The sequence below is a fragment of the Mesorhizobium yinganensis genome, from assembly GCF_040081985.1.
Classification (GTDB): Bacteria; Pseudomonadota; Alphaproteobacteria; order Rhizobiales; family Rhizobiaceae; genus Kumtagia; species Kumtagia yinganensis.
In genome coordinates, this window is record NZ_JBEBMH010000041.1 from 1 (window position 1) to 17,843 (window position 17,843).

General features: G+C 61.0%; 10 protein-coding genes and 4 pseudogenes. 6 read left to right on the forward strand and 8 right to left on the reverse strand.

All coding sequences use genetic code 11. From position 1 onward, the window contains the following. Positions 1–373 precede the first annotated feature (373 nt). Both ABMA59_RS37430 and ABMA59_RS37435 read left to right on the forward strand, forming a co-directional pair. Positions 374–547 (forward strand): annotated as a pseudogene (locus ABMA59_RS37430) (transposase); the annotation flags it as partial. A 73-nt stretch (positions 548–620) separates the two neighbouring features. Next, positions 621–802: pseudogene (locus ABMA59_RS37435) on the forward strand (transposase); the annotation flags it as partial. A gap of 700 nt (positions 803–1,502) precedes the next feature. Here the strand turns inward: ABMA59_RS37435 and ABMA59_RS33740 are convergent. Beyond that, a pseudogene (locus ABMA59_RS33740) lies at positions 1,503–1,744 on the reverse strand (integrase core domain-containing protein); the annotation flags it as partial. A 111-nt stretch (positions 1,745–1,855) separates the two neighbouring features. On the opposite strand from ABMA59_RS33740, the pseudogene ABMA59_RS33745 reads away from it, so the two are divergent. The 4 genes and pseudogenes from ABMA59_RS33745 (at position 1,856) to ABMA59_RS33760 (ending at position 9,110) form a co-directional block, all read left to right on the forward strand. Then, positions 1,856–2,857 (forward strand): annotated as a pseudogene (locus tag ABMA59_RS33745) (IS110 family RNA-guided transposase). A 441-nt stretch (positions 2,858–3,298) separates the two neighbouring features. Then, the gene (locus ABMA59_RS33750; protein WP_349009744.1) at positions 3,299–7,477 is read left to right on the forward strand and encodes a GAF domain-containing protein; all 4,179 of its coding nucleotides are present in this window, start codon (positions 3,299–3,301) and stop codon (positions 7,475–7,477) included. Further along, positions 7,474–7,863, forward strand: a complete 390-nt coding sequence (locus ABMA59_RS33755; protein ID WP_349009745.1) for a response regulator — start codon at positions 7,474–7,476, stop codon at positions 7,861–7,863. Before ABMA59_RS33750 ends, ABMA59_RS33755 begins: the two co-directional genes overlap by 4 nt. Next, positions 7,860–9,110 (forward strand): adenylate/guanylate cyclase domain-containing protein, encoded by a 1,251-nt coding sequence (locus tag ABMA59_RS33760; protein ID WP_349009746.1) that lies wholly within the window; start codon positions 7,860–7,862, stop codon positions 9,108–9,110. The genes ABMA59_RS33755 and ABMA59_RS33760 overlap by 4 nt, the downstream gene beginning before the upstream one ends. Positions 9,111–9,360: 250 nt before the next feature. Here the strand turns inward: ABMA59_RS33760 and ABMA59_RS33765 are convergent, their stop codons facing one another. The 7 genes from ABMA59_RS33765 to ABMA59_RS33795 all read right to left on the reverse strand — a co-directional run bounded on the left by ABMA59_RS33765 (position 9,361) and on the right by ABMA59_RS33795 (position 17,730). Continuing rightward, the gene (locus ABMA59_RS33765) at positions 9,361–10,428 is read right to left on the reverse strand and encodes an ABC transporter ATP-binding protein (RefSeq protein ID WP_349009747.1); all 1,068 of its coding nucleotides are present in this window, start codon (positions 10,426–10,428) and stop codon (positions 9,361–9,363) included. Positions 10,429–10,431: 3 nt separating this feature from the next. Then, positions 10,432–11,280 (reverse strand): carbohydrate ABC transporter permease, encoded by an 849-nt coding sequence (locus tag ABMA59_RS33770; protein ID WP_349009748.1) that lies wholly within the window; start codon positions 11,278–11,280, stop codon positions 10,432–10,434. Beyond that, the gene (locus ABMA59_RS33775; protein WP_349009749.1) at positions 11,277–12,191 is read right to left on the reverse strand and encodes a carbohydrate ABC transporter permease; all 915 of its coding nucleotides are present in this window, start codon (positions 12,189–12,191) and stop codon (positions 11,277–11,279) included. The genes ABMA59_RS33770 and ABMA59_RS33775 overlap by 4 nt, the downstream gene beginning before the upstream one ends. A 165-nt stretch (positions 12,192–12,356) precedes the next feature. After that, entirely contained in the window at positions 12,357–13,625 is a 1,269-nt protein-coding gene (locus ABMA59_RS33780) for an ABC transporter substrate-binding protein (protein WP_349009774.1), read from the reverse strand. A 38-nt stretch (positions 13,626–13,663) separates the two neighbouring features. Continuing rightward, the gene (locus ABMA59_RS33785) at positions 13,664–14,848 is read right to left on the reverse strand and encodes a PLP-dependent transferase (protein WP_349009750.1); all 1,185 of its coding nucleotides are present in this window, start codon (positions 14,846–14,848) and stop codon (positions 13,664–13,666) included. Then, positions 14,845–15,591: a FadR/GntR family transcriptional regulator gene (locus ABMA59_RS33790; protein WP_349009751.1), complete on the reverse strand. Its 747-nt coding sequence runs from the start codon at positions 15,589–15,591 to the stop codon at positions 14,845–14,847. The genes ABMA59_RS33785 and ABMA59_RS33790 overlap by 4 nt, the downstream gene beginning before the upstream one ends. Before the next feature lie 156 nt (positions 15,592–15,747). Continuing rightward, positions 15,748–17,730, reverse strand: a complete 1,983-nt coding sequence (locus ABMA59_RS33795) for an oxidoreductase (protein ID WP_349009752.1) — start codon at positions 17,728–17,730, stop codon at positions 15,748–15,750. Positions 17,731–17,843 lie beyond the last annotated feature (113 nt).

Here is a 17,843-nt window from a genome sequence, read left to right on the forward strand (position 1 = left end):
TCCACATCATGCCTTCGAAGTAGAGCCGGTTGTCTTGTGCCGGCCGACACCCGCGTCCGCGCTCAGGCGGCAGCAAAGGCCCGATCAGCGCCCATTCCTCGTCCGTCAGTCCAACGCGTTCGCCCAAGGCTCCCTCCAAAAAGAAGCCTTGAATCAAAACCGGATTCCTCAGTCAACGTTTGTCCACGAGCGCTAGACGATGAACGTGAGGCCGATGGCTCCGCCAACCGTCGCAATGGTGCTTACGAGCATTCGATGATTCAGCTTGCGATCCGGCGAGATCGTGCCTGTACGTTCGACCCGACGCTGATCACCAAATATCCGCAACGCTTCCGGAGTCCGACGACCAGCCATCTCGATGCATTGGCGCGGCATGAGCGCGCGCGAGATCTGTTGCCACCTGGAAGAGCTTTGCGGCATCGACGTGTCACCGGACCTGATCTCACCGTCACCCATCCTGTGCCGGAGGAAGTGGTCGAATGCCAGAACGGCCCCTCGGGCCTTCTATCCCCTAGTCTTCTTCGATGCGATACGGGTCAAGGTTAGGGACGAGGGCTTCATCAGGACCAAGGCTGTCTACATTGCCCTCAGCATCCTGCCCGACGGCGCGAAGGGAAATTTTGGGCATCTGGATCGAGCAGACCGAAGGCGCCAAGTTCTGGCTGCGTGTCATGAACGAGCTAAAGAACCGCAACATCGACGCTCTGCTGATTGCCGTCGTTGACGTGCTTAAGGGCTTCCCAAGGCAATCAGCGCCGTCTTTCCCCAGACCATGGTGCAGACCTGCATCATGCATCTCATTTCGCTGTCGTCTTCCGCCAAAGGTTCCTCAGCTAGTGATGAGACAGGCCTCGCACACGATACTCCTACACACCAACGGCTGTATCGCGAATGCTTGGCAAAGAGCGAGAGGTCGCGAAGGCCGATGATAGATCAACCCAATGTCTCGCGCGTGTTCAAGACGCTGCCTCAATGCGCCGCAGAGATATGCCGGCGAAAGGTCTCGCCGGCAAGCGCAGGTTCACTTTTTGACTCCAACCCGTTTTCCATGAACCAATAGGATGGTCCGGTGTAATTGTTCAGCTTCGCCTACACAGTTGTGCGCAAAACACTCGCGAAAGGGGATGTTCGGCCAAGCTCGTCGAATACAATCCTGCCCTAGCTCCGACGCGGGCGTGCCAAAATAGGAATAACACCACGCGGCCATTTCCTGCTCGTGCTCTTGGTAGGCAAGCAAGTGCACTGAGCGGTTTGCGCACCCGGCCGAAACGGCACCGAGCGTCAGGATTATCCCGATAGTCCAATATGAATTGCGTCGGGCCAAAGAGGTTGTTTGGGCCATTGTAAAGCACTCCTCTCGATCGGTATCAGACTCCTCGGCCGAGCCGAGCAACGAATAGTAATCGAAAACAGCCCAAATGGCTCACAATTGTGTGGTTTACCGTGGATTTTGTCGACAATTTATCCCGGCGACGACGCTCTGCCATGGGAAAGAGCGGAGCCTAAATGTTTAATCCCGGCATTTGCTGGAGCGGGTTTAGCCTGAAGCGCTCTGGCTGCGCGGCCTATGCCTGCAGACATATTCGTAAGGTGTGAAGCCTTTGAGCGTCTTGAGCCTGCGGCCGAAGTTGTAGGCCGAGATGAAGTCGGCGAGGTGTCGCCGAAACTGGTTGTGGCTCTCGTAGTAGAAGCGTTTGACGGTGGCATCCTTGACGGTGCGATTCATGCGCTCGACCTGGCCGTTATCCGGGATGTGATCTTTGGTGTTTTTTCGTCCTGCTGTTCTTCTTTGGGAATGGCCTTATGGTGAGCCCATCCGACGAAGCCGGCCGGTGATTCCGATCTATCACCGGCCATAGAGACTTCGATCTGCGTGGTTGAGGAGGATGGCCGGATCGTCAAGGAAACGCGTGCGGCGAGCGCGCCGGAGGCTTTGGACGAGGCGCTGCGCAAGATCGGGCTTCCGCTGGAGCGCATCGGGCTGGAAGCATGCTCGCTGACGGCTTGGCTCCACGATGGACTTCACGCCGAAGGCTGGCCGGCGATCTGCATCGAGACGCGTCAGGCCAACGCGGCGATGAAGACGATGCCCAACAAGACTGACCGCAACGATGCCCGCGCGCTGGCGCAGATCATGCGCACCGGCTGGTATCGGCAGGTGCATGTCAAGAGCCGGCAGTGTCGCCTCTGGCGCTCTCTCCTGGTCGCTCGCCGCACGGTGCTGAACGAGATGCGCTCGATCGAGAATGTTGTACGGGCCATGCTGCGCGAGGCAGGCATCAAGCTCGGCACGCCGTCGCGCACCGCCGTTGCGGGACGCGTGCGCGACCTGGCCGGCGCCCACGCCGAACTGATGGCCATGGTCGAACCGCTGCTTGCGATCCTCCGCGTCATGCTGAAGGCGTTCACCCGCCTGACGAAGCAGGTTCTCGATATCGTCCGCAAGGAAGATGTCTGTCGGCGGCTGATGAGCGCACCCGGCGTCGGGCCGATCACCGCGCTCGTCTTCCGCGCCACCATCGACCGGCCGGAGCGGTTCGGCTCCAGCCAGGCGGTGGGGGCGCATCTGGACTGAGGCCGGCGCGCTATCAGTCCGGTGAGACCGACATTGTCGGCAGGTCAGCCGCTGTGGCGACGAACTCGCCCGAACGGCGCTCTACGAGGCCGCCCATTCGCTGCTCGTGCGGTCGAAGAAATGGTCGAGCTTGCGCGCCTGGGCATGAGCATCGCCAGGCGCCGCGGCATGGCGCGGGCACGCGTGGCGGTGGCCCGCAAGCTCGCCGTCATCCTGCACCGGATGTGGGCCGACGCAACCGAGTTCCGCTTTGGAAAGCAGCCGGCCGCCCTGGCGGCGTGACCCGGGGACAGATCAAAGGAGCAACACCAACAACACAGCTTCGCTCGAAAGGGCGATGCCCGGATCGTTCCGTGGGGACGATGGGCGAGGCGATCTCGTTGAGAGTCCCGAACCTGCCGGCAAGGCAAGGTCGTGAAACAGATTGAGACGCTTCGCTCCCCTGACCCCATCATGCGGCAGCCAAGCGCCGACCGCGAAGAGAAGCGAGTGGCCCGCGGAACGCTCCGGGAAAAAGTGCAGGAGCACCTTGACCTCACAGACCCCAACCAGAGGGATTTTATGTTAGGCGAACACCACTAGGAGTGGGTGATCCTCGCCAAAGCCCTCAACTGTGGTGCCCCTCTGCCCAAACTACAAGATTTCCGGCCTGCTCAGCCTGTGCTATTGTTGAGACAAAAATCCAGGCGACGTCCTCTTGCATCTCGGCCGGGGCTACCAAGCGTGGGGCAAACAGATCTTGAAATAGGGGACAGGATTGCCTCGCTCATTCAGGAATTGAGCGAGGCTCGCGAGCAGCAGGTGTTGGTCGCGGTTGAGAACACGCGCTTGGTCGATGAACTGCAGCAACGCGACCGCGAGGTGAAGGAGGCGCGCGAACAGCAAGCGGCGACATCGGAAGTATTGAAGGCGATCAGCAGCTCGGCGTTCGATCTCGGTGCTGTCCTCCAAACCCTGGTGAAGGCCGCGTCCGACCTCTGCCACGCCCCCATGGGTTGCATCTACCTGCGGGACGGCGACCTCTTCCGGCCTGCGATGCAGGTTGGCTGGACGGATGAATTCTTCGAACTCATGAGCCAGAACCCGATGGGTCCCGGGCGTGGATCGGTAACGTCGCGCGTTGCCATGACGGGTTTGGTGGAGCACATTCCCGATGCCCTAGCGGATCCAGAGTATACATTTGCTGGAGCCGTTACGGTTGGCGCATTCAGGACCGTGCTTGGCGTCCCATTGTTGCGGGACACCCGCGTCATCGGTGTGTTTGTGCTGGCGCGCCCCGCTGTGAGACCATTCAGCAAGCGAGAGACCGAACTGGTCGAGAGTTTTTCCCACCAAGCCGTCATCGCGCTGGAGAATGTGCGCCTGTTCGATGCGGTGCAGGAGCGCAACCGTGAGGTAACGGAGGCGCTTGAGCGGCAGACGGCCACGGGCGCGATCCTTCGCGTCATTGCCTCGTCGCCAACCGATATACAGCCGGTCCTGCGGGTGGTGGCCGAAAGTGCGGCCAGGTTCTGCGACACCAGGGATGCGGTCATAATGCTTGTCGAGGATGGCAAGCTGGCAATCAAGGCGCACTACGGTCCCATTCCGCTCAATCTCTCGCCGATGCCGATGACGCGCGATTGGGTCACGGGTCGTGCTTTTACCGACCGTCAGACAGTTCACATCCACGACCTTCTCGCGGAGGGGGAGGATTTCCCGCTTGGCCAGCGCTTCGCCGAGCAGGCGGGGCACCGGACGATCGCAGCGACGCCGCTTCTGCGCAACGAGGAAGCTATAGGAGCGTTGGTGATCCGCCGTTCGGAGGTGCGGCCCTTCAGCGATAAGCAGATCGAATTGATGAGGACATTCGCTGACCAGGCAGCAATTGCCATCGAGAACGTGCGGCTGTTCGATGAGGTCCGGGCGCGCACCGCCGAGTTGAGCGAGGCATTGCGGCACCAGACGGCGACGGCCGACGTTCTGAAAGTCATCAGCCGCTCGGCATTCGATCTGCAGCAGGTTTTCCAGGCGCTTGTCGAATCGGCCGTAAGGTTATGCGGCGCGGACCTCGGTGCAATTACACTGCGCGACGGTGACGTCCTGCGCTACAAGGCCAGCTATGGCTCGACGCCTGAACTCCGCGCCTATGAGCAATCTCATCCGCATCCTCTCGGACGTGGTACCTTCCAGGGGCGTGCGGCTGTGGAAGGCGTGACAATCCACGTCCCCGATGTTCTCCAGGACTGGGAATATGAGAGGCAAGAGGCGGCCGCGATGGGGGGCTTCAAGGCCGCCCTTTCCGTCCCGCTTCGGCGAGGCGCCGAGGTTGTCGGGGTTTTCGGCTTGGCAAGACGCACGGTCGGGCCGTTCGCTCCTCGCCAGATAGAGCTGGTGGAGACCTTCGCCGACCAGGCGGTCATTGCTATCGAGAACGCCCGGCTGTTCGAGGAGGTTCAGGCGCGCACTGCTGAATTGACGGAGTCGCTCGCCCAACAGATCGCAACAGCCGATGTCTTGAAAGTCATTAGCCGCTCGACATTCGACCTGCCGACCGTTCTGGACACGTTGGTAGCCTCCGCGGTGCGGCTTTGCCGCGCCGATAAGGGCTGTCTCGAACGACTGCTCGATACGGGCTTCCAGTATGCAGCCATCCACGGCTTTCCGCCCGATTTCCGCCGGTACGCCGATGCCCATCCCACCGAGAGAAATCGAGGTTCCGCGGTGGGCCGCGCCGCCGAGGAACGCCGCATCATCCACATCCCGGATGTACGTGCGGACCCCGACTACACATATGGCGGGGTTGCCAGGGCCGGCGTAATGCGAACCGTGCTTGCGGTTCCCCTGCTGCGGGAAGCCGACCTGGTCGGTGCCTTCGCGATGATCCGCGAAGACGTACGGCCATTTTCCGACAAGGAGATCGAACTGGTAAAGACGTTTGCGGACCAGGCCGTGATTGCTATCGAAAACGTCCGCTTGTTCGACGAGTTGCAGGCACGCAACCGCGAGATAACGGAAGCGCTGGAGCGGCAGACGGCGACCGGGGCAATCCTGCGTGTGATCGCGCAGTCCCCCACCGTCATCCAGCCGGTCCTTGAAGCCGTCGCCGAAAGCGCCGCCCGGCTATGCGATGCCTACGACGCGACAATCTATCTCCTGCGCGACGAGTGGCTGGCCGTGGGAGCACATCACGGGCCGATCCCGATCGACACCAAGGGCTTGCCCATCAGGCGTGACGTTGTAACCGGCCGGGCCATGCTTGATCGCGAGGCCATCCATGTTCACGACTTGACGGTCGCTGGCGACGAGTTTGCCCTGGGTCGGGAAATGGCGCGGCGGCTTGGCTTCCGTACCATCCTGGCTACGCCGCTCTTGCGCGAAGACGAAGCAATCGGCGCGCTGATGATCCGCCGCATCGAGCCGCGCCCGTTCGTCGACAACCAGATCGAATTGCTGAAGACTTTTGCCGATCAGGCGGTCATAGCAATCTCGAACGTCCGTCTGTTCGAGGAGGTGCAGGCGCGGACAGCCGAACTGACCGAGGCTCTTGCCCACCAGACGGCAACGTCGGATGTTTTGAAGGCGATCAGTCGCTCCGCATTCGACCTGCGGACCGTCCTCGAGGCTCTCAGCCGGTCGGCCGCGGACGTCTGCAACGCGGACAAGAGTCTGATCTTCTTGCGCGAGGGAGACGATTATCAGCCCCATGCCACCTTTGGCATTCGGCGGGAATTTCTTGATTTCCTGAAGGCAAATCCGCGGCGGAAGGGACAGAGATCCCTTGTTCCGCGTGTCATAGAATCCGCGGCGGTTGAGCATATTCCAGACATACTGGTGGACGCGAACTACGAATTTGCGGGCGCGAGCCAGTTCAGTGGCCATCGGGCGATGCTTGGCGTCCCGCTCCTGCGCGACGGCCAGGTGGAAGGGGTGTTCGTGCTGAGCCGCGACGAGCCTGGCCCGTTTACGCATCGTCAAGTCGAATTGCTGGAAACCTTTGCTGACCAGGCCGTGATAGCGGTGGAGAACGCGCGCCTCTTTCAAGCCGTCCAGCATCGGACCAATGAATTGTCTCGGTCGCTGGACGACCTGCGGAAAGCTCAGGATCGATTGATCCAGACCGAAAAACTGGCCTCCCTCGGACAATTGACCGCGGGCATCGCCCACGAGATCAAGAATCCGCTGAATTTCGTCAACAACTTCTCTTCCCTGTCGGGAGAACTGATCGAGGAACTGCAACAGGTCCTTTATGGGGCGGCACTGGACGGCAAGATGCGCGAGGAAGTCGATGAGCTCGCCGGCCTTCTGAAAAGCAATCTCGACAAGGTTGTCCAGCATGGCAGGCGCGCCGACTCCATCGTCAAGAACATGCTGATGCATTCGCGCGAAGGCTCCGGCGAACACCGGCCGACCAGTGTCAACGCTGTCGTCGAAGAAAGCCTCAATTTGGCTTATCATGGTGCCCGCGCGGAAGGGAAAGGTTTCAACATAACGCTGGAGCGAGATTTCGATGCGGCGGCCGGCGATGTCGACCTGTTCCCTCAGGAGATGACGCGGGTGCTTCTCAACCTCATCTCGAATGGCTTCTACGCCACGGTGAAACGTGGCCAGCAGGCAAACGGTGTCTACGATCCTGTTCTGGCGGCTTGCACGAGGAGCCTTGGGGACAGTGTCGAGATCACAATACGAGACAATGGTACGGGCATTTCTCCCGAAGTCAGGGAAAAGATGTTCAACCCGTTTTTCACGACGAAACCTGCCGGAGAAGGCACCGGGCTAGGTTTGTCGCTGAGCCACGACATCATCGTGAAGCAGCATGCGGGCACCATCGACGTGGACAGTAGGCCGGGAGAATACACCGAATTCAGGATCGTCTTGCCGCGCAAGGCGGCATCGCTGGGTACATCGGGAGGGGACGCTTGACTCTGCTCATCCTGGTTGTCGACGACGAGCCTGACGTCGAGCCGTTGTTTCGTCAGCAGTTTCGACGCGACCTGCGGTCGGGTCGATTTGGCATGGAGTTCGCTTCGTCGGCACTTGACGCGCTGCGTATCATTGAAACCTCCAGCGGCGTCACGCTCATCTTGATCCTCTCCGATGTCAACATGCCGGGCATGAGCGGGTTGGACCTTTTGCCCAAGGCGAAGTCCTTGAGACCGGAGGTACCGGTCATCATGATCACTGCATACAGCGACACCGAGACCGTGCGCAGCGCACTGGAGCGAGGCGCGGAGGCCCTGCTCACGAAGCCGATCGACTTCGCCGCGCTGCGCGGGGCGATCGAAGCCCGCATTGAGCTGGCCGCGTGACCGCCCTGATCCTCGTCGTCGATGACGAGCCGGACCTTGAAGCTCTCATCACGCAAAAATTTCGCCGGCAGATCCGCGAAGGATCAGTTGGTTTCCTGTTCGCCCGGGACGGCGTCGAGGCGATGGCGGTCCTCGACGGCAACCCCGGCATCGACATGGTTGTCGCGGACATCAACATGCCACGAATGGACGGATTGTCCCTCTTGGCGAAGTTGCAGGAGGCCGATCATCACCTATCGACCATCATCGTCTCTGCGTATGGGGACATGGCAAACATTCGCACCGCGATGAACCGCGGAGCGTTCGACTTCCTGACCAAGCCGATCGATTTCTCCGATCTCGAAGTAACGATCGCCAAGACGCTCCGCCACCTGGAAGTGTTGCGCGAAGCGCGCCGTCGACAGTCGCTGGCAGAGCGTGAGCGCGCGTCGCTGTCTCGATACTTCTCGCCAAATCTGGCCGAGCGGATTGCGGGCGACGTGGATGGGGTCGACCTTGTCGGGCGCCGGCGCGAGATAAGCTCGCTCTTTACAGATATTGCGGGCTTTACCAGTCTTGCGGAGGCAATAGAACCCGGCGTGCTCGGCGACCTGTTGAACGGCTATGTCGTTGGCATGACCGACATTGTCTTTGCGCACGAGGGCACGGTCGCCAAGATTGTCGGAGATGCGCTCCACGTGTTGTTCGGTGCGCCGAGCGAACAAACAGAACATGCCGCGCATGCGGTCGCATGTGCGCTCGACCTAGATGCGTTCGCGCAGTCGTTTCGTGAACGTTGGCTTAAAGAGGGCCTGGCAGTGGGTGTCACACGGATTGGCGTGCATTCGGGCCCTGCGATTGTCGGAAATTTTGGAGGCGGTCGCTTCTTCGATTACACGGCCTATGGAGACACCATCAACACCGCGGCGCGGCTCGAGGCCGCGAATAAGCAACTGGGCACACGCATTTGCGTGAGCCAGGAGGTGGTCAAACAGGTGACCGGATTTCTCGGGCGGCCAGTCGGCGATCTGGTACTCAGAGGGCGGACCGGAGCTCTGCGTGCTTTCGAGCCGCTCTTACCTGTGCATTTCGAGCATACGTCAACTGCCGAATATTACGAGGCGTTCGCCAAGCTGGAATCCGGAGATGCCGGCGCGCTTGGCGCCTTCGCGGTGCAGGTCGGAAAACGTCCGGACGACCAGCTTGTGGGCTTTCATTTGAAACGGCTTCTGAACGGCGCTTCCGGATCAAAAATTGTTTTAGATTGATCAGTATTACACAGGCATTTTTCGTTTTGTCGGTCCTATCTTTTTAGGAATGTTCCGAAACCTTCTACGTTACGTGAGATAAAGTCGCACACGTTGTGCGGGTGATTTTGTGAAGGATACTTGCCATGCAGTATCCCCATACTCACGACTCAGGCTGGATGATACATCACCACACTCAAGAATACATATCTATTACTATTTACATTTCCTCACGGATCTCCTGTGCGAATGCAGCCGCAATCTGGTGTCGTCAATTCAATCTCAGCCCGCTTGTCTGATCAAACACATGAAGTGCGGATGGGTCGATCGACAGCCGCACGACATCTCCCGCCTTGACGGTTGGCCTGCCCATGGCGAACACGCAGAGTTCCAACTCCTCTGTCCTCGCATAGAATTGTGTCGAAAGGCCCAGCGGTTCGACCACTTCTACCTCGGCCGTCAGCCCCTCAGTCGGTGACAATCTGATGTGCTCCGGCCGAAGCCCAACTGTGATGGCCGCACCATCGCTCAGCGGCAAACCGTCGGGCAATCTGAGTTTCTGCCCGTCCGCCAGAACGGCGTCGGCCTTGCCTGTCTTGGAAAAGGTAGCATGCAGGAAATTCATACCTGGGGAACCAATGAAACCGGCCACGAAAATATTCGCGGGCCGATCGTAGAGGTCTAGTGGCGGGCCGACCTGCTGCACAACGCCATCATTCATCACCACGATCCGGTCGGCCATGGTCATCGCCTCGATCTGGTCATGCGTGACGTAGACCGACGTCGTCTTCAGTTGCTGGTGCAGCGCCTTCACCTCGGCCCGCATATGCACGCGCAGCTTTGCGTCGAGATTCGATAGAGGCTCGTCGAACAGGAAGACTTTTGGGTCGCGCACGATGGCCCGGCCCATCGCGACCCGCTGGCGCTGCCCGCCGGAAAGCTGGCGAGGCAGGCGTTCGAGATAGGTGTTCAGCCCTAACCGCTTCGCGGCAGCCTGAACGCGGCTGGCAATGGCCGTTTTTTCGGCCTTCTTCAGCATCAACGAAAAGCCCATGTTCTTCGACACGTCCATGTGCGGGTAGAGCGCATAGGACTGGAAAACCATGGCGATGTCGCGGTCCTTCGGAGCGACGTCGTTGACCACCCGCTCGCCGATATGGATCTCGCCGCCCGAGACCTCCTCCAGGCCGGCTATCATCCGCAGAAGCGTCGATTTTCCGCAGCCGGAAGGCCCTACCAGCACGACGAACTCGCCGTCTGCGATGTTGAGGTCGACTTCCTGCAACACCTGTACCGCGCCGTAATTCTTGCGGACCTTGTTCAGCGTGACCGACGCCATGGCCTATCCCTTCACGGCGCCGGCGGTGAGGCCGGTGACCAAATATCTTTGCAGGAATGCGAAAAACAGGCAGACTGGGATCAGTGCCAGGATCGAGGCCGCCATCATCTGCCCCCAGTCGACGGCGAACTTGCCGATGAAAGTGAGCAGGCCCACCGCGAACGTCTTTTGATCCTCGCTGGAGATGAGCATCAGCGCGAACAGCAATTCGCTCCATGCCGCGGTAAAGACAAATCCCAACGTCGCGCCCATGCCGGGCAATGTCAGCGGGACGATGACCCGGCGCATCGCCTGCGCCCGCGTGCAACCGTCGATCATCGCAGCTTCCTCCAGATCCTTCGGAATGCCGTCGAAGAAAGATTGCATCAGGAAGGTCGCGAAGGCCGTGTTGAACGCGGTGTAGATGATGACCAGACCGGTCAGGCTGTTGATCAGCCCGACCTGGCCCATGATCCGATAGATCGGCGGAATCACCATGACGAGCGGAAAGGTCTGGGTCAGCAGCAATGCTATGGCGACGACCGCCTTGCCTCGGAATGTGAAGCGCGACATCGCGTAGCCAGCAAGCGTTGCGATGACCGTGACAAGTGCTGAGGTCGCAAGCGAGACGATTACGCTGTTCAAAAAATATCGCGGGAAATCGGATGCGCGCATTACGGTGCGGAAGTTCTCCAGCGTCGACTGCGAGGGCCAGAAGGTGATGCCTTCCGAATAGAGCAGGTTCTGAGGCGTCACCGAGATCTTCAGCGTCCAGAAGATTGGGAACAGCGCGAACGCCACGTACGCCGCGATTGCCGCATAGAGGCCGATTCCGCCGAGCAGGCGCGAGGCCGCGGAGCGACCGGCGATCATACGTGCCTCACGAGGCTTCGCCGGATGGCGATGAGTGCCATCGCATAGGCGATCAGCAGCACCAGCAGCAGCACGGCCACCGCCGATGCGTATCCCTTGTCTAGCGACTTGAAGGCGCTGACATAGATGTAGACCGGCATGGTGCTGGTGGAGCCGGCCGGCCCGCCTTCGGTCATGACGAAGATCAAGTCGGCGAAGGTGGCGATCCAAATGGTGCGCAGCATGACCGTGATGGCGATGGTTGGCGCCAGGAAAGGCAGTGTCACCTTGGTGAAACGCTGCCACGGCGTGGCGCCGTCGATTGCCGCCGCCTCATGCAACTCGGAGGGAATCGATTTCAGCGCAGCCAGCAGCGTGATGGCAAAGAATGGCACGCCGAACCAGACATTGGCGACGATCGGCCCCCACATTGCTGTTGCCGGGTCCGACAGAACATTGGTCGGCTCGGCCTTGAGCCCGAGCGCATAAAGCCAATGCGGCAGTGGTCCGATGATCGGGTTGAACAGCCAGGCCCAGGTGAGGCCGGACAGGAAGGACGGAACCGCCCAGGGAAGGAAGACAACGGCCTGGACCAGCTTGCGCCCGGCGAACGGCTTGTCTAGCAGCAGCGCCAGCCCGAGCCCCAGGAAGAACTGGAAGAAGAGGCTGGCAACCGTCCACCACAGCGTGTTCCACATTGCCTGATGAAGAACGGCGTCAGTCAGCATCGCGCGATACTGGTCGAGGCCGACGAATTGCGATTTGAACGCCGAGAACTTCCGGAACGAATAGCTGATGCCGACTATGAGCGGCACCAGCAGAACGACGACAAGCAACACGATCGCCGGGCTGAGGTAGAGCCAGGGCTCGACGCCGGCGTAACTCAGCCGGCGGAGGCGCGGTTTGGCGATGTCGGCGACAGCGTAGGTCATATCAATCGCTTGTTGTTGCGGAAATTGGTGCGTTGGCGCTCTCCCCGGCTGGGAGGAGAAATGCCCGCCAAGACAGTGAGCGGCGGCGCAAACGAGGCTTGTGCCGCCTGTCACCTGACCCTTAGGAGCCACCCTCTCCCCGCAACGGAGTGAAGGTGGACGGCGCTACTTCTTGTTCGCTGCCATCCAGGCCTGCTGTTCCTTGGTCAGGAATGCCGCCCATTCGTCGGCCACTGTCTTGGCGTCCTTCTGGCCGAGCAGCACTTCCTGGAAGTTCTTGATCGCCACTTGATCGACGAAATTGCCAAGATTTTCCAGATGTGTCGGCGGCGTCACCATCTCATATTTCGACGGATCGCTGAGTTCCTCGAACCAGCCCTTGAACTGCTCGGTCTTGAACGCGGCATCCTGATCAGCGCCATTGTGGATCGGCAGCACGCCGACGATCTTGGCCCATTCCAGATTCTGCTTGTTGCCAAGCAGGAAGGACATCAGCTTCCACGAATCTTCCTTGGCCTCGGAGTCCGCAAACATCGCCCAACCGGCATAGCCGAGCGTCGGATAGGACTTGCCGCTCGGGCCGACCGGCATCGGCGCCACGGCGAAATCGTCGGCCGACATCTTCTCGGCGACGCCGAGCAGCGCGTCCGGGTCCTGGTTCAGCATGGCGCAAGTTCCGGTGTAGAAACCGGTCACCGTCTCGTTGAAGCCCCAGCTCACCGCGTCCTTCGGCGCGAGGCCGTTCTTGTACATGTCGGCCAGCATCTGCAGGCCCTTCACCGAGCCTTCCTCGTTCATGGTCGAGGTACCGTCCTCGTTGAAATAGCCGCCCTTGCCCTGCGCGATGTTCATGAACATGTGCATGCCGTTGAAGGCACCCGGACCGCCGCGCAGGCAGTAGCCATATTTGCCTGGAATGGCGGAGATCTTCCTGGAATCCTCGACGAATTCGTCGAGCGTCGCGGGAGGACCGTCCAGGCCGGCTTCCTTGAACAGCTTCTTGTTCCAGAAAAGCGCGTTGATGTAGTAGCCGTAGGGGATCATGTACTGCTTGTTGCCGACGGTCGAGCCGAACTGCTTGGCCCGCTCACCGAGCGTTCCGGCCTCGGACCAGTTGGCCATAAAGGGCCCCAGATCCTCGAGCTGGTCGTTGTTGGCGTAAAGGCCCATCCAGCGCTCTGGCATCTCGACGATGTCCGGCGTGTCGCCGGCCTGCACCATGGTGAGAAATTTCTCGAAGGCCTGGCCCCAAGGCAACGATACGAGTTCGACCTTGATGCCGGGGTTGGCGGCTTCGAATTCCGCGATCTGCTTCTTCAGGAATTCCGTGCGCGGCGGACTGGTGATCACTTCCACCATCTTCAGCGTCGTGTCGGCAAGCGCTCCGCCTGCCATCATGGCGAGGGCGGCGGCCGCTCCGAGAAAGACTTTCATCGACTTCATGTCATTCGCTCCCATTGTTTTTGACATGCTCACTTCCTGGATTTTTCGAAGGCCTGGGCGATGTCCGCCCAGAGGTCCTCGACATTCTCCAACCCGACATTGAACCGGATCGTGCGGGGACTGACGTTGAACCGGGCCATAGAGTTGGTGCCGGGCGTCTGTTCCAGCGAAGCCTTGGCCGGCACGACCAGGCTCTCGTGCCCTCCCCATGACACGCCGATCTTGAACAGTTTCAGCGCATCGACGAAGGCCGGGATGTCGGTGTCTTCGGTCGCCTCGAACGAAAACAGCCCGGCATAGCCCGCCAATGTCTTCTTGCCCGGATGGTTCGACCAAGCGGGATGGTTCACCCGCTCCACCTGGGCGTGGCATTTCAGCCTTTCCGCGATGGTCAGTCCGCTTTTCATGTGCTGCGGCAACCTCAGAGGCAGGGTCCGCAGGCCCCTCAACAGAAGCCATGCCTCGAAGGGCGACAGCTTCGCGCCAAGATAAGAATAGGTCTGCTCGTTAATGCGGCGGATGTTGTCCTCCGACCCGGCGACAATTCCCGCCACCGTGTCGCTGTGGCCGCCGAGATATTTCGATGCCGAATGCAGCACGAGGTCGACGCCGTGCAGGATCGGTTTCTGGAACACCGGCGTGGCGTAGGAATTGTCGATCGTCGTGACGATGCCTTGCTGGCGGGCTAGCGCCGCCAGCGTCTCGATATCCTGCAGTTCGAACATCATCGAGGTCGGGCTTTCCAGATAGAGAAGCTTCGCGCCCGGGAGTGCCGCGGCCACGGCGTCGATGTCGGAGCCGTCGACATAGTCAACCTTGATATTCATGCGCGGCAGGAAGCGCTCGAACAGCCGATAGGCGTCGCCGTAGCAATTGCGAACCGCAACGATGCGCTCGCCGGCCCCGACGAACGCCAGTACAGTCGCGCTGATTGCCGCCATGCCGGATGAGAACCCCCGCGCCGCCTCCGCACCTTCCAGCGCTGCGACCTTCGCCTCGAACTCCATGACCGTCGGGTTGTTGCCGCGCGAATAGATAGGCTGCGTGCTGCGGCCGGCGAAGGTGTCGGCCATTTCCGAATAGTCGGCGAAGGTGAACAGCGACGTCTGATAGATCGGTGGTACGACGGCGCCTTCGGGAAACCGCTCATCATGGGCAAGCAGCGTCTGCGCCTCGGCGAGATAGTCGCGGTCGAATGTCATGCGTTCGTTCATAACTTGCCTGCCCGCTTCAATCTTGCCGCACCGCGTCTCAAATCGTCTTCAACCGTTGCAATTAGCCTCAGCGCCTCGCTGCGCGCGCCGGAAGGATCGTGCGCGGCGATCCGCTCGAACATGGTGCGATGATACGGGAAGCTCGCATGGCCGAAATCGCGGATGCCGAGTGGATGCTCCCAGAAGCGATGATAGTTGCCGAGCATCGCGCCGATGATCTGCTCGAACAGCGCGTTGCCGGATGCCTTGTAGACCGATTGGTGAAACTCCCAATCGGCCTCCGACGACGCGCCGCTGGTCCCGTGGAACACCCGTTCCATGGTCTCCAGCTTTTCCGCGATGCCGGCGATGGCCTTCTTCGAAGCCCGTTCCGCACAGAGCGCCGCCGCCTCGGCTTCGAGCGCCCGGCGTATTTCCAGCGTCTGCATGAGCCCGGCCACGTCCGCGCCTCCCTGCAGCGTGAGCGGCATGTGCAGCATGTCTGGCGATACTTCGGCCTTCAGATAGGTGCCGCTGCCTTGCCGACGCTCGACCAAGCCCAGCCCTTCCCAACGTGTCAGCGCCTCGCGCACAGTGTTGCGCGACACCTTCAGTTGTTCGGCCAGGATCCGTTCCGTCGGCAACCGCTGTCCGGGGCGTAGTGTCTCCTGCCGCACAAAGCCCGCCAGTGCTTTTAGCACCGCGTCGTCGCGGCCTACGGCCTGGACGGGAACGATGTCGCGAGAACTTCCTGCCTGCTTCATTTTCGCAGATCGTCACCAAATTTTGGTTCAATGGCCCAACCAATTGAAGCGAAAAAAGAGTCAGTGTCAACGGACATCTGTGTCAAATCAAACGGAGATTTTATACGTCGATGCCCACCTTTGGATACAGCGTAGTCAACCGGCCGTCCCGGCGCGTCACAATCCGAGTGCCATCTTCCGCCCGTCGTATATGGCAAACGCCGCTTGCCGCGACGCCGTGCAATCGCCTATGGCGGTGAAGGCGATGCCGCGCTCGGTCAGTTGCCGCGAAAGCTCATCGTTGGCGACGCTGGTCGTTGCGAAGACGAGTGCGTCAGCCTCAAGCTCCTGCTCCCGCCCGCTCAAGACGGAGACGATCCGAGCCCTGTTGCCATCCCAATGCCGGATCCCGCTTTCGGTAACGAAGCGCACGCCCAGACCGGCCAATGCGCGCCGCAAGGGAAAATCGACCGCCATGCGCTGCAATTCCTTGCCGACCAATGCATCGGGCGTGACGATAGTCACCTCATGCCCGTCTTCGGCGAGCCGCCAGGCCGTGCCGCAGCCCTTCCAGTTGCCGCCGTCGTCAAGCACGATCACACGCTTCCCCGGCCGGGCCTCGCGGGCCATCACTGCTTCCGCCGACAGCACGCTTCCGCCACCAGGTATTGTGTCGAATTGCGGGAAGGCCCGCTGGAAGGCGCCGTCCTGAGGAAGCGCGCCGGTCGCGATCACGACGTGATCGGCGCCTTCGCGCTCGATATCGTCGACCTCGACATATTCGCCGTAGCGAACCTCGACTTGAAGCTGCTTGAGTTGCCGGCCGTACCATTCGATCAAGTCGAGGATCTGGGCGCGACGAGGCTGCATGCCGGCCAGCCGGAACTGTCCCCCGAGACGGTCCGACGCTTCCGCAAGCACTACGCGGTGCCCGCGCTCAGCCGCGACGCGCGCCGCCTCCAGACCCGCCGGCCCGCCACCCACCACCAGCACCCGCTTTGGCTTTTCGGCTGGCAAGAAGCGGTCGCCGCCCCATTCAAATTCCCGTCCGGCGGAGGGGTTGATGACACAGCTTATCCAATAATCCCGCGAACGGCGTCCCCAGCACATCTGGTTGCACGACAGGCAACCACGAATGTCCGCCGGGCGTCCGGCGGCGGCCTTGTTGGCAAGATGCGGATCGGCGATCTGCCCGCGCACGATCGAGACGAGGTCGGCGCGTCTCTCGCTCAGCACGCTCTCGGCGTTTTCCGGCGTGCGGATATGGCTCTCGGCGGTGACCAGGGCATGGCGAACGGTGGACTTCAGCACGGCTGCGAGATCGGCCCCGAGCTTCTCCGGGTAGATGAAGGTCGGCATGATCTTACAGAAGTCGAAATAGCTACCCGAGCCGCAGGTCACGTAGTCCATCAGTTGGTCGCGGTCATGCAGGTCGACAATTTCCGCCAGCGCCTCGCGCTTCAGCGCGACCTCGACTTCCGGCTCATCGTTGACTGCCAGACCGACGATGAAATCGTCGCCGCAGACCTTCCGGATGCGTGTCATCACCTCGCGGCTCATGCGCGTGCGGTTTTCGAGGCTGCCGCCCCAGCGGTCGTCCCGCCGGTTCGACCAGGGCGTCCAGAACTGGTCGAGCATCGAGTGGTAGGCGGCCCAGACCTCGACGCCGTTGAAGCCGGCCTCGCGGCAGCGCCGCGCGGCCTGCACGAAACCGTCGATCGTTTCCTCGATCTCGGCCTCGGTCATGCGATGCGAACCGTCGGAATCATGGTAGCTTGGTAGGCCGGACGGCGACCAACCGGCATGGAAGGAATTGTCGGCGTCGGCGTGCTGGCCGACATGGTAGAGCTGCTGGATTGCGACCGCGCCATTGCCGCTGATCGCTTCGGTAACTTTGCGGAAATGCGGAATGACGTTGTCGTCCGACGGGCGGAAATTGCCCCTTGTCAGGACCGCAGCCTGGTGCACGGGCATCGGCTCCACCACGATCATGGCCGCGCCGCCGATGGCGCGTTCGGCATAGTAGCCGACATGCCGCTCGGTAGGCACGCCTTCGACAGCCATGTTGGCGGTGTGGGCGCCAAAGACGATCCTGTTACGGAGCGTCTTGCCGCGCAAGGCAACCGGCGTGAAAAGTCTGTTGAAAGCGCGTTCTGGCACTGCCCCTCCCTCAGAGCGCCCTGCGAAGGACGCGCTTCCCGGTACTGTGGCCGTCGGTCGTGATCGACGGCGGTTGCATATCGACGGACAACCCGGCGTAATAGTCAACGTGA

Excerpts from the sequence above, each read along its gene's own strand:
- ABMA59_RS33765 (WP_349009747.1), bottom strand. The coding sequence starts at position 10,428 with ATGGCGTCGGTCACGCTGAACAAGGTCCGCAAGAATTACGGCGCGGTA.
- ABMA59_RS33770 (WP_349009748.1), bottom strand. The coding sequence starts at position 11,280 with ATGATCGCCGGTCGCTCCGCGGCCTCGCGCCTGCTCGGCGGAATCGGC.
- ABMA59_RS33775 (WP_349009749.1), bottom strand. The coding sequence starts at position 12,191 with ATGACCTACGCTGTCGCCGACATCGCCAAACCGCGCCTCCGCCGGCTG.
- ABMA59_RS33780 (WP_349009774.1), bottom strand. The coding sequence starts at position 13,625 with ATGAAAGTCTTTCTCGGAGCGGCCGCCGCCCTCGCCATGATGGCAGGC.
- ABMA59_RS33785 (WP_349009750.1), bottom strand. The coding sequence starts at position 14,848 with ATGAACGAACGCATGACATTCGACCGCGACTATCTCGCCGAGGCGCAG.
- ABMA59_RS33790 (WP_349009751.1), bottom strand. The coding sequence starts at position 15,591 with ATGAAGCAGGCAGGAAGTTCTCGCGACATCGTTCCCGTCCAGGCCGTA.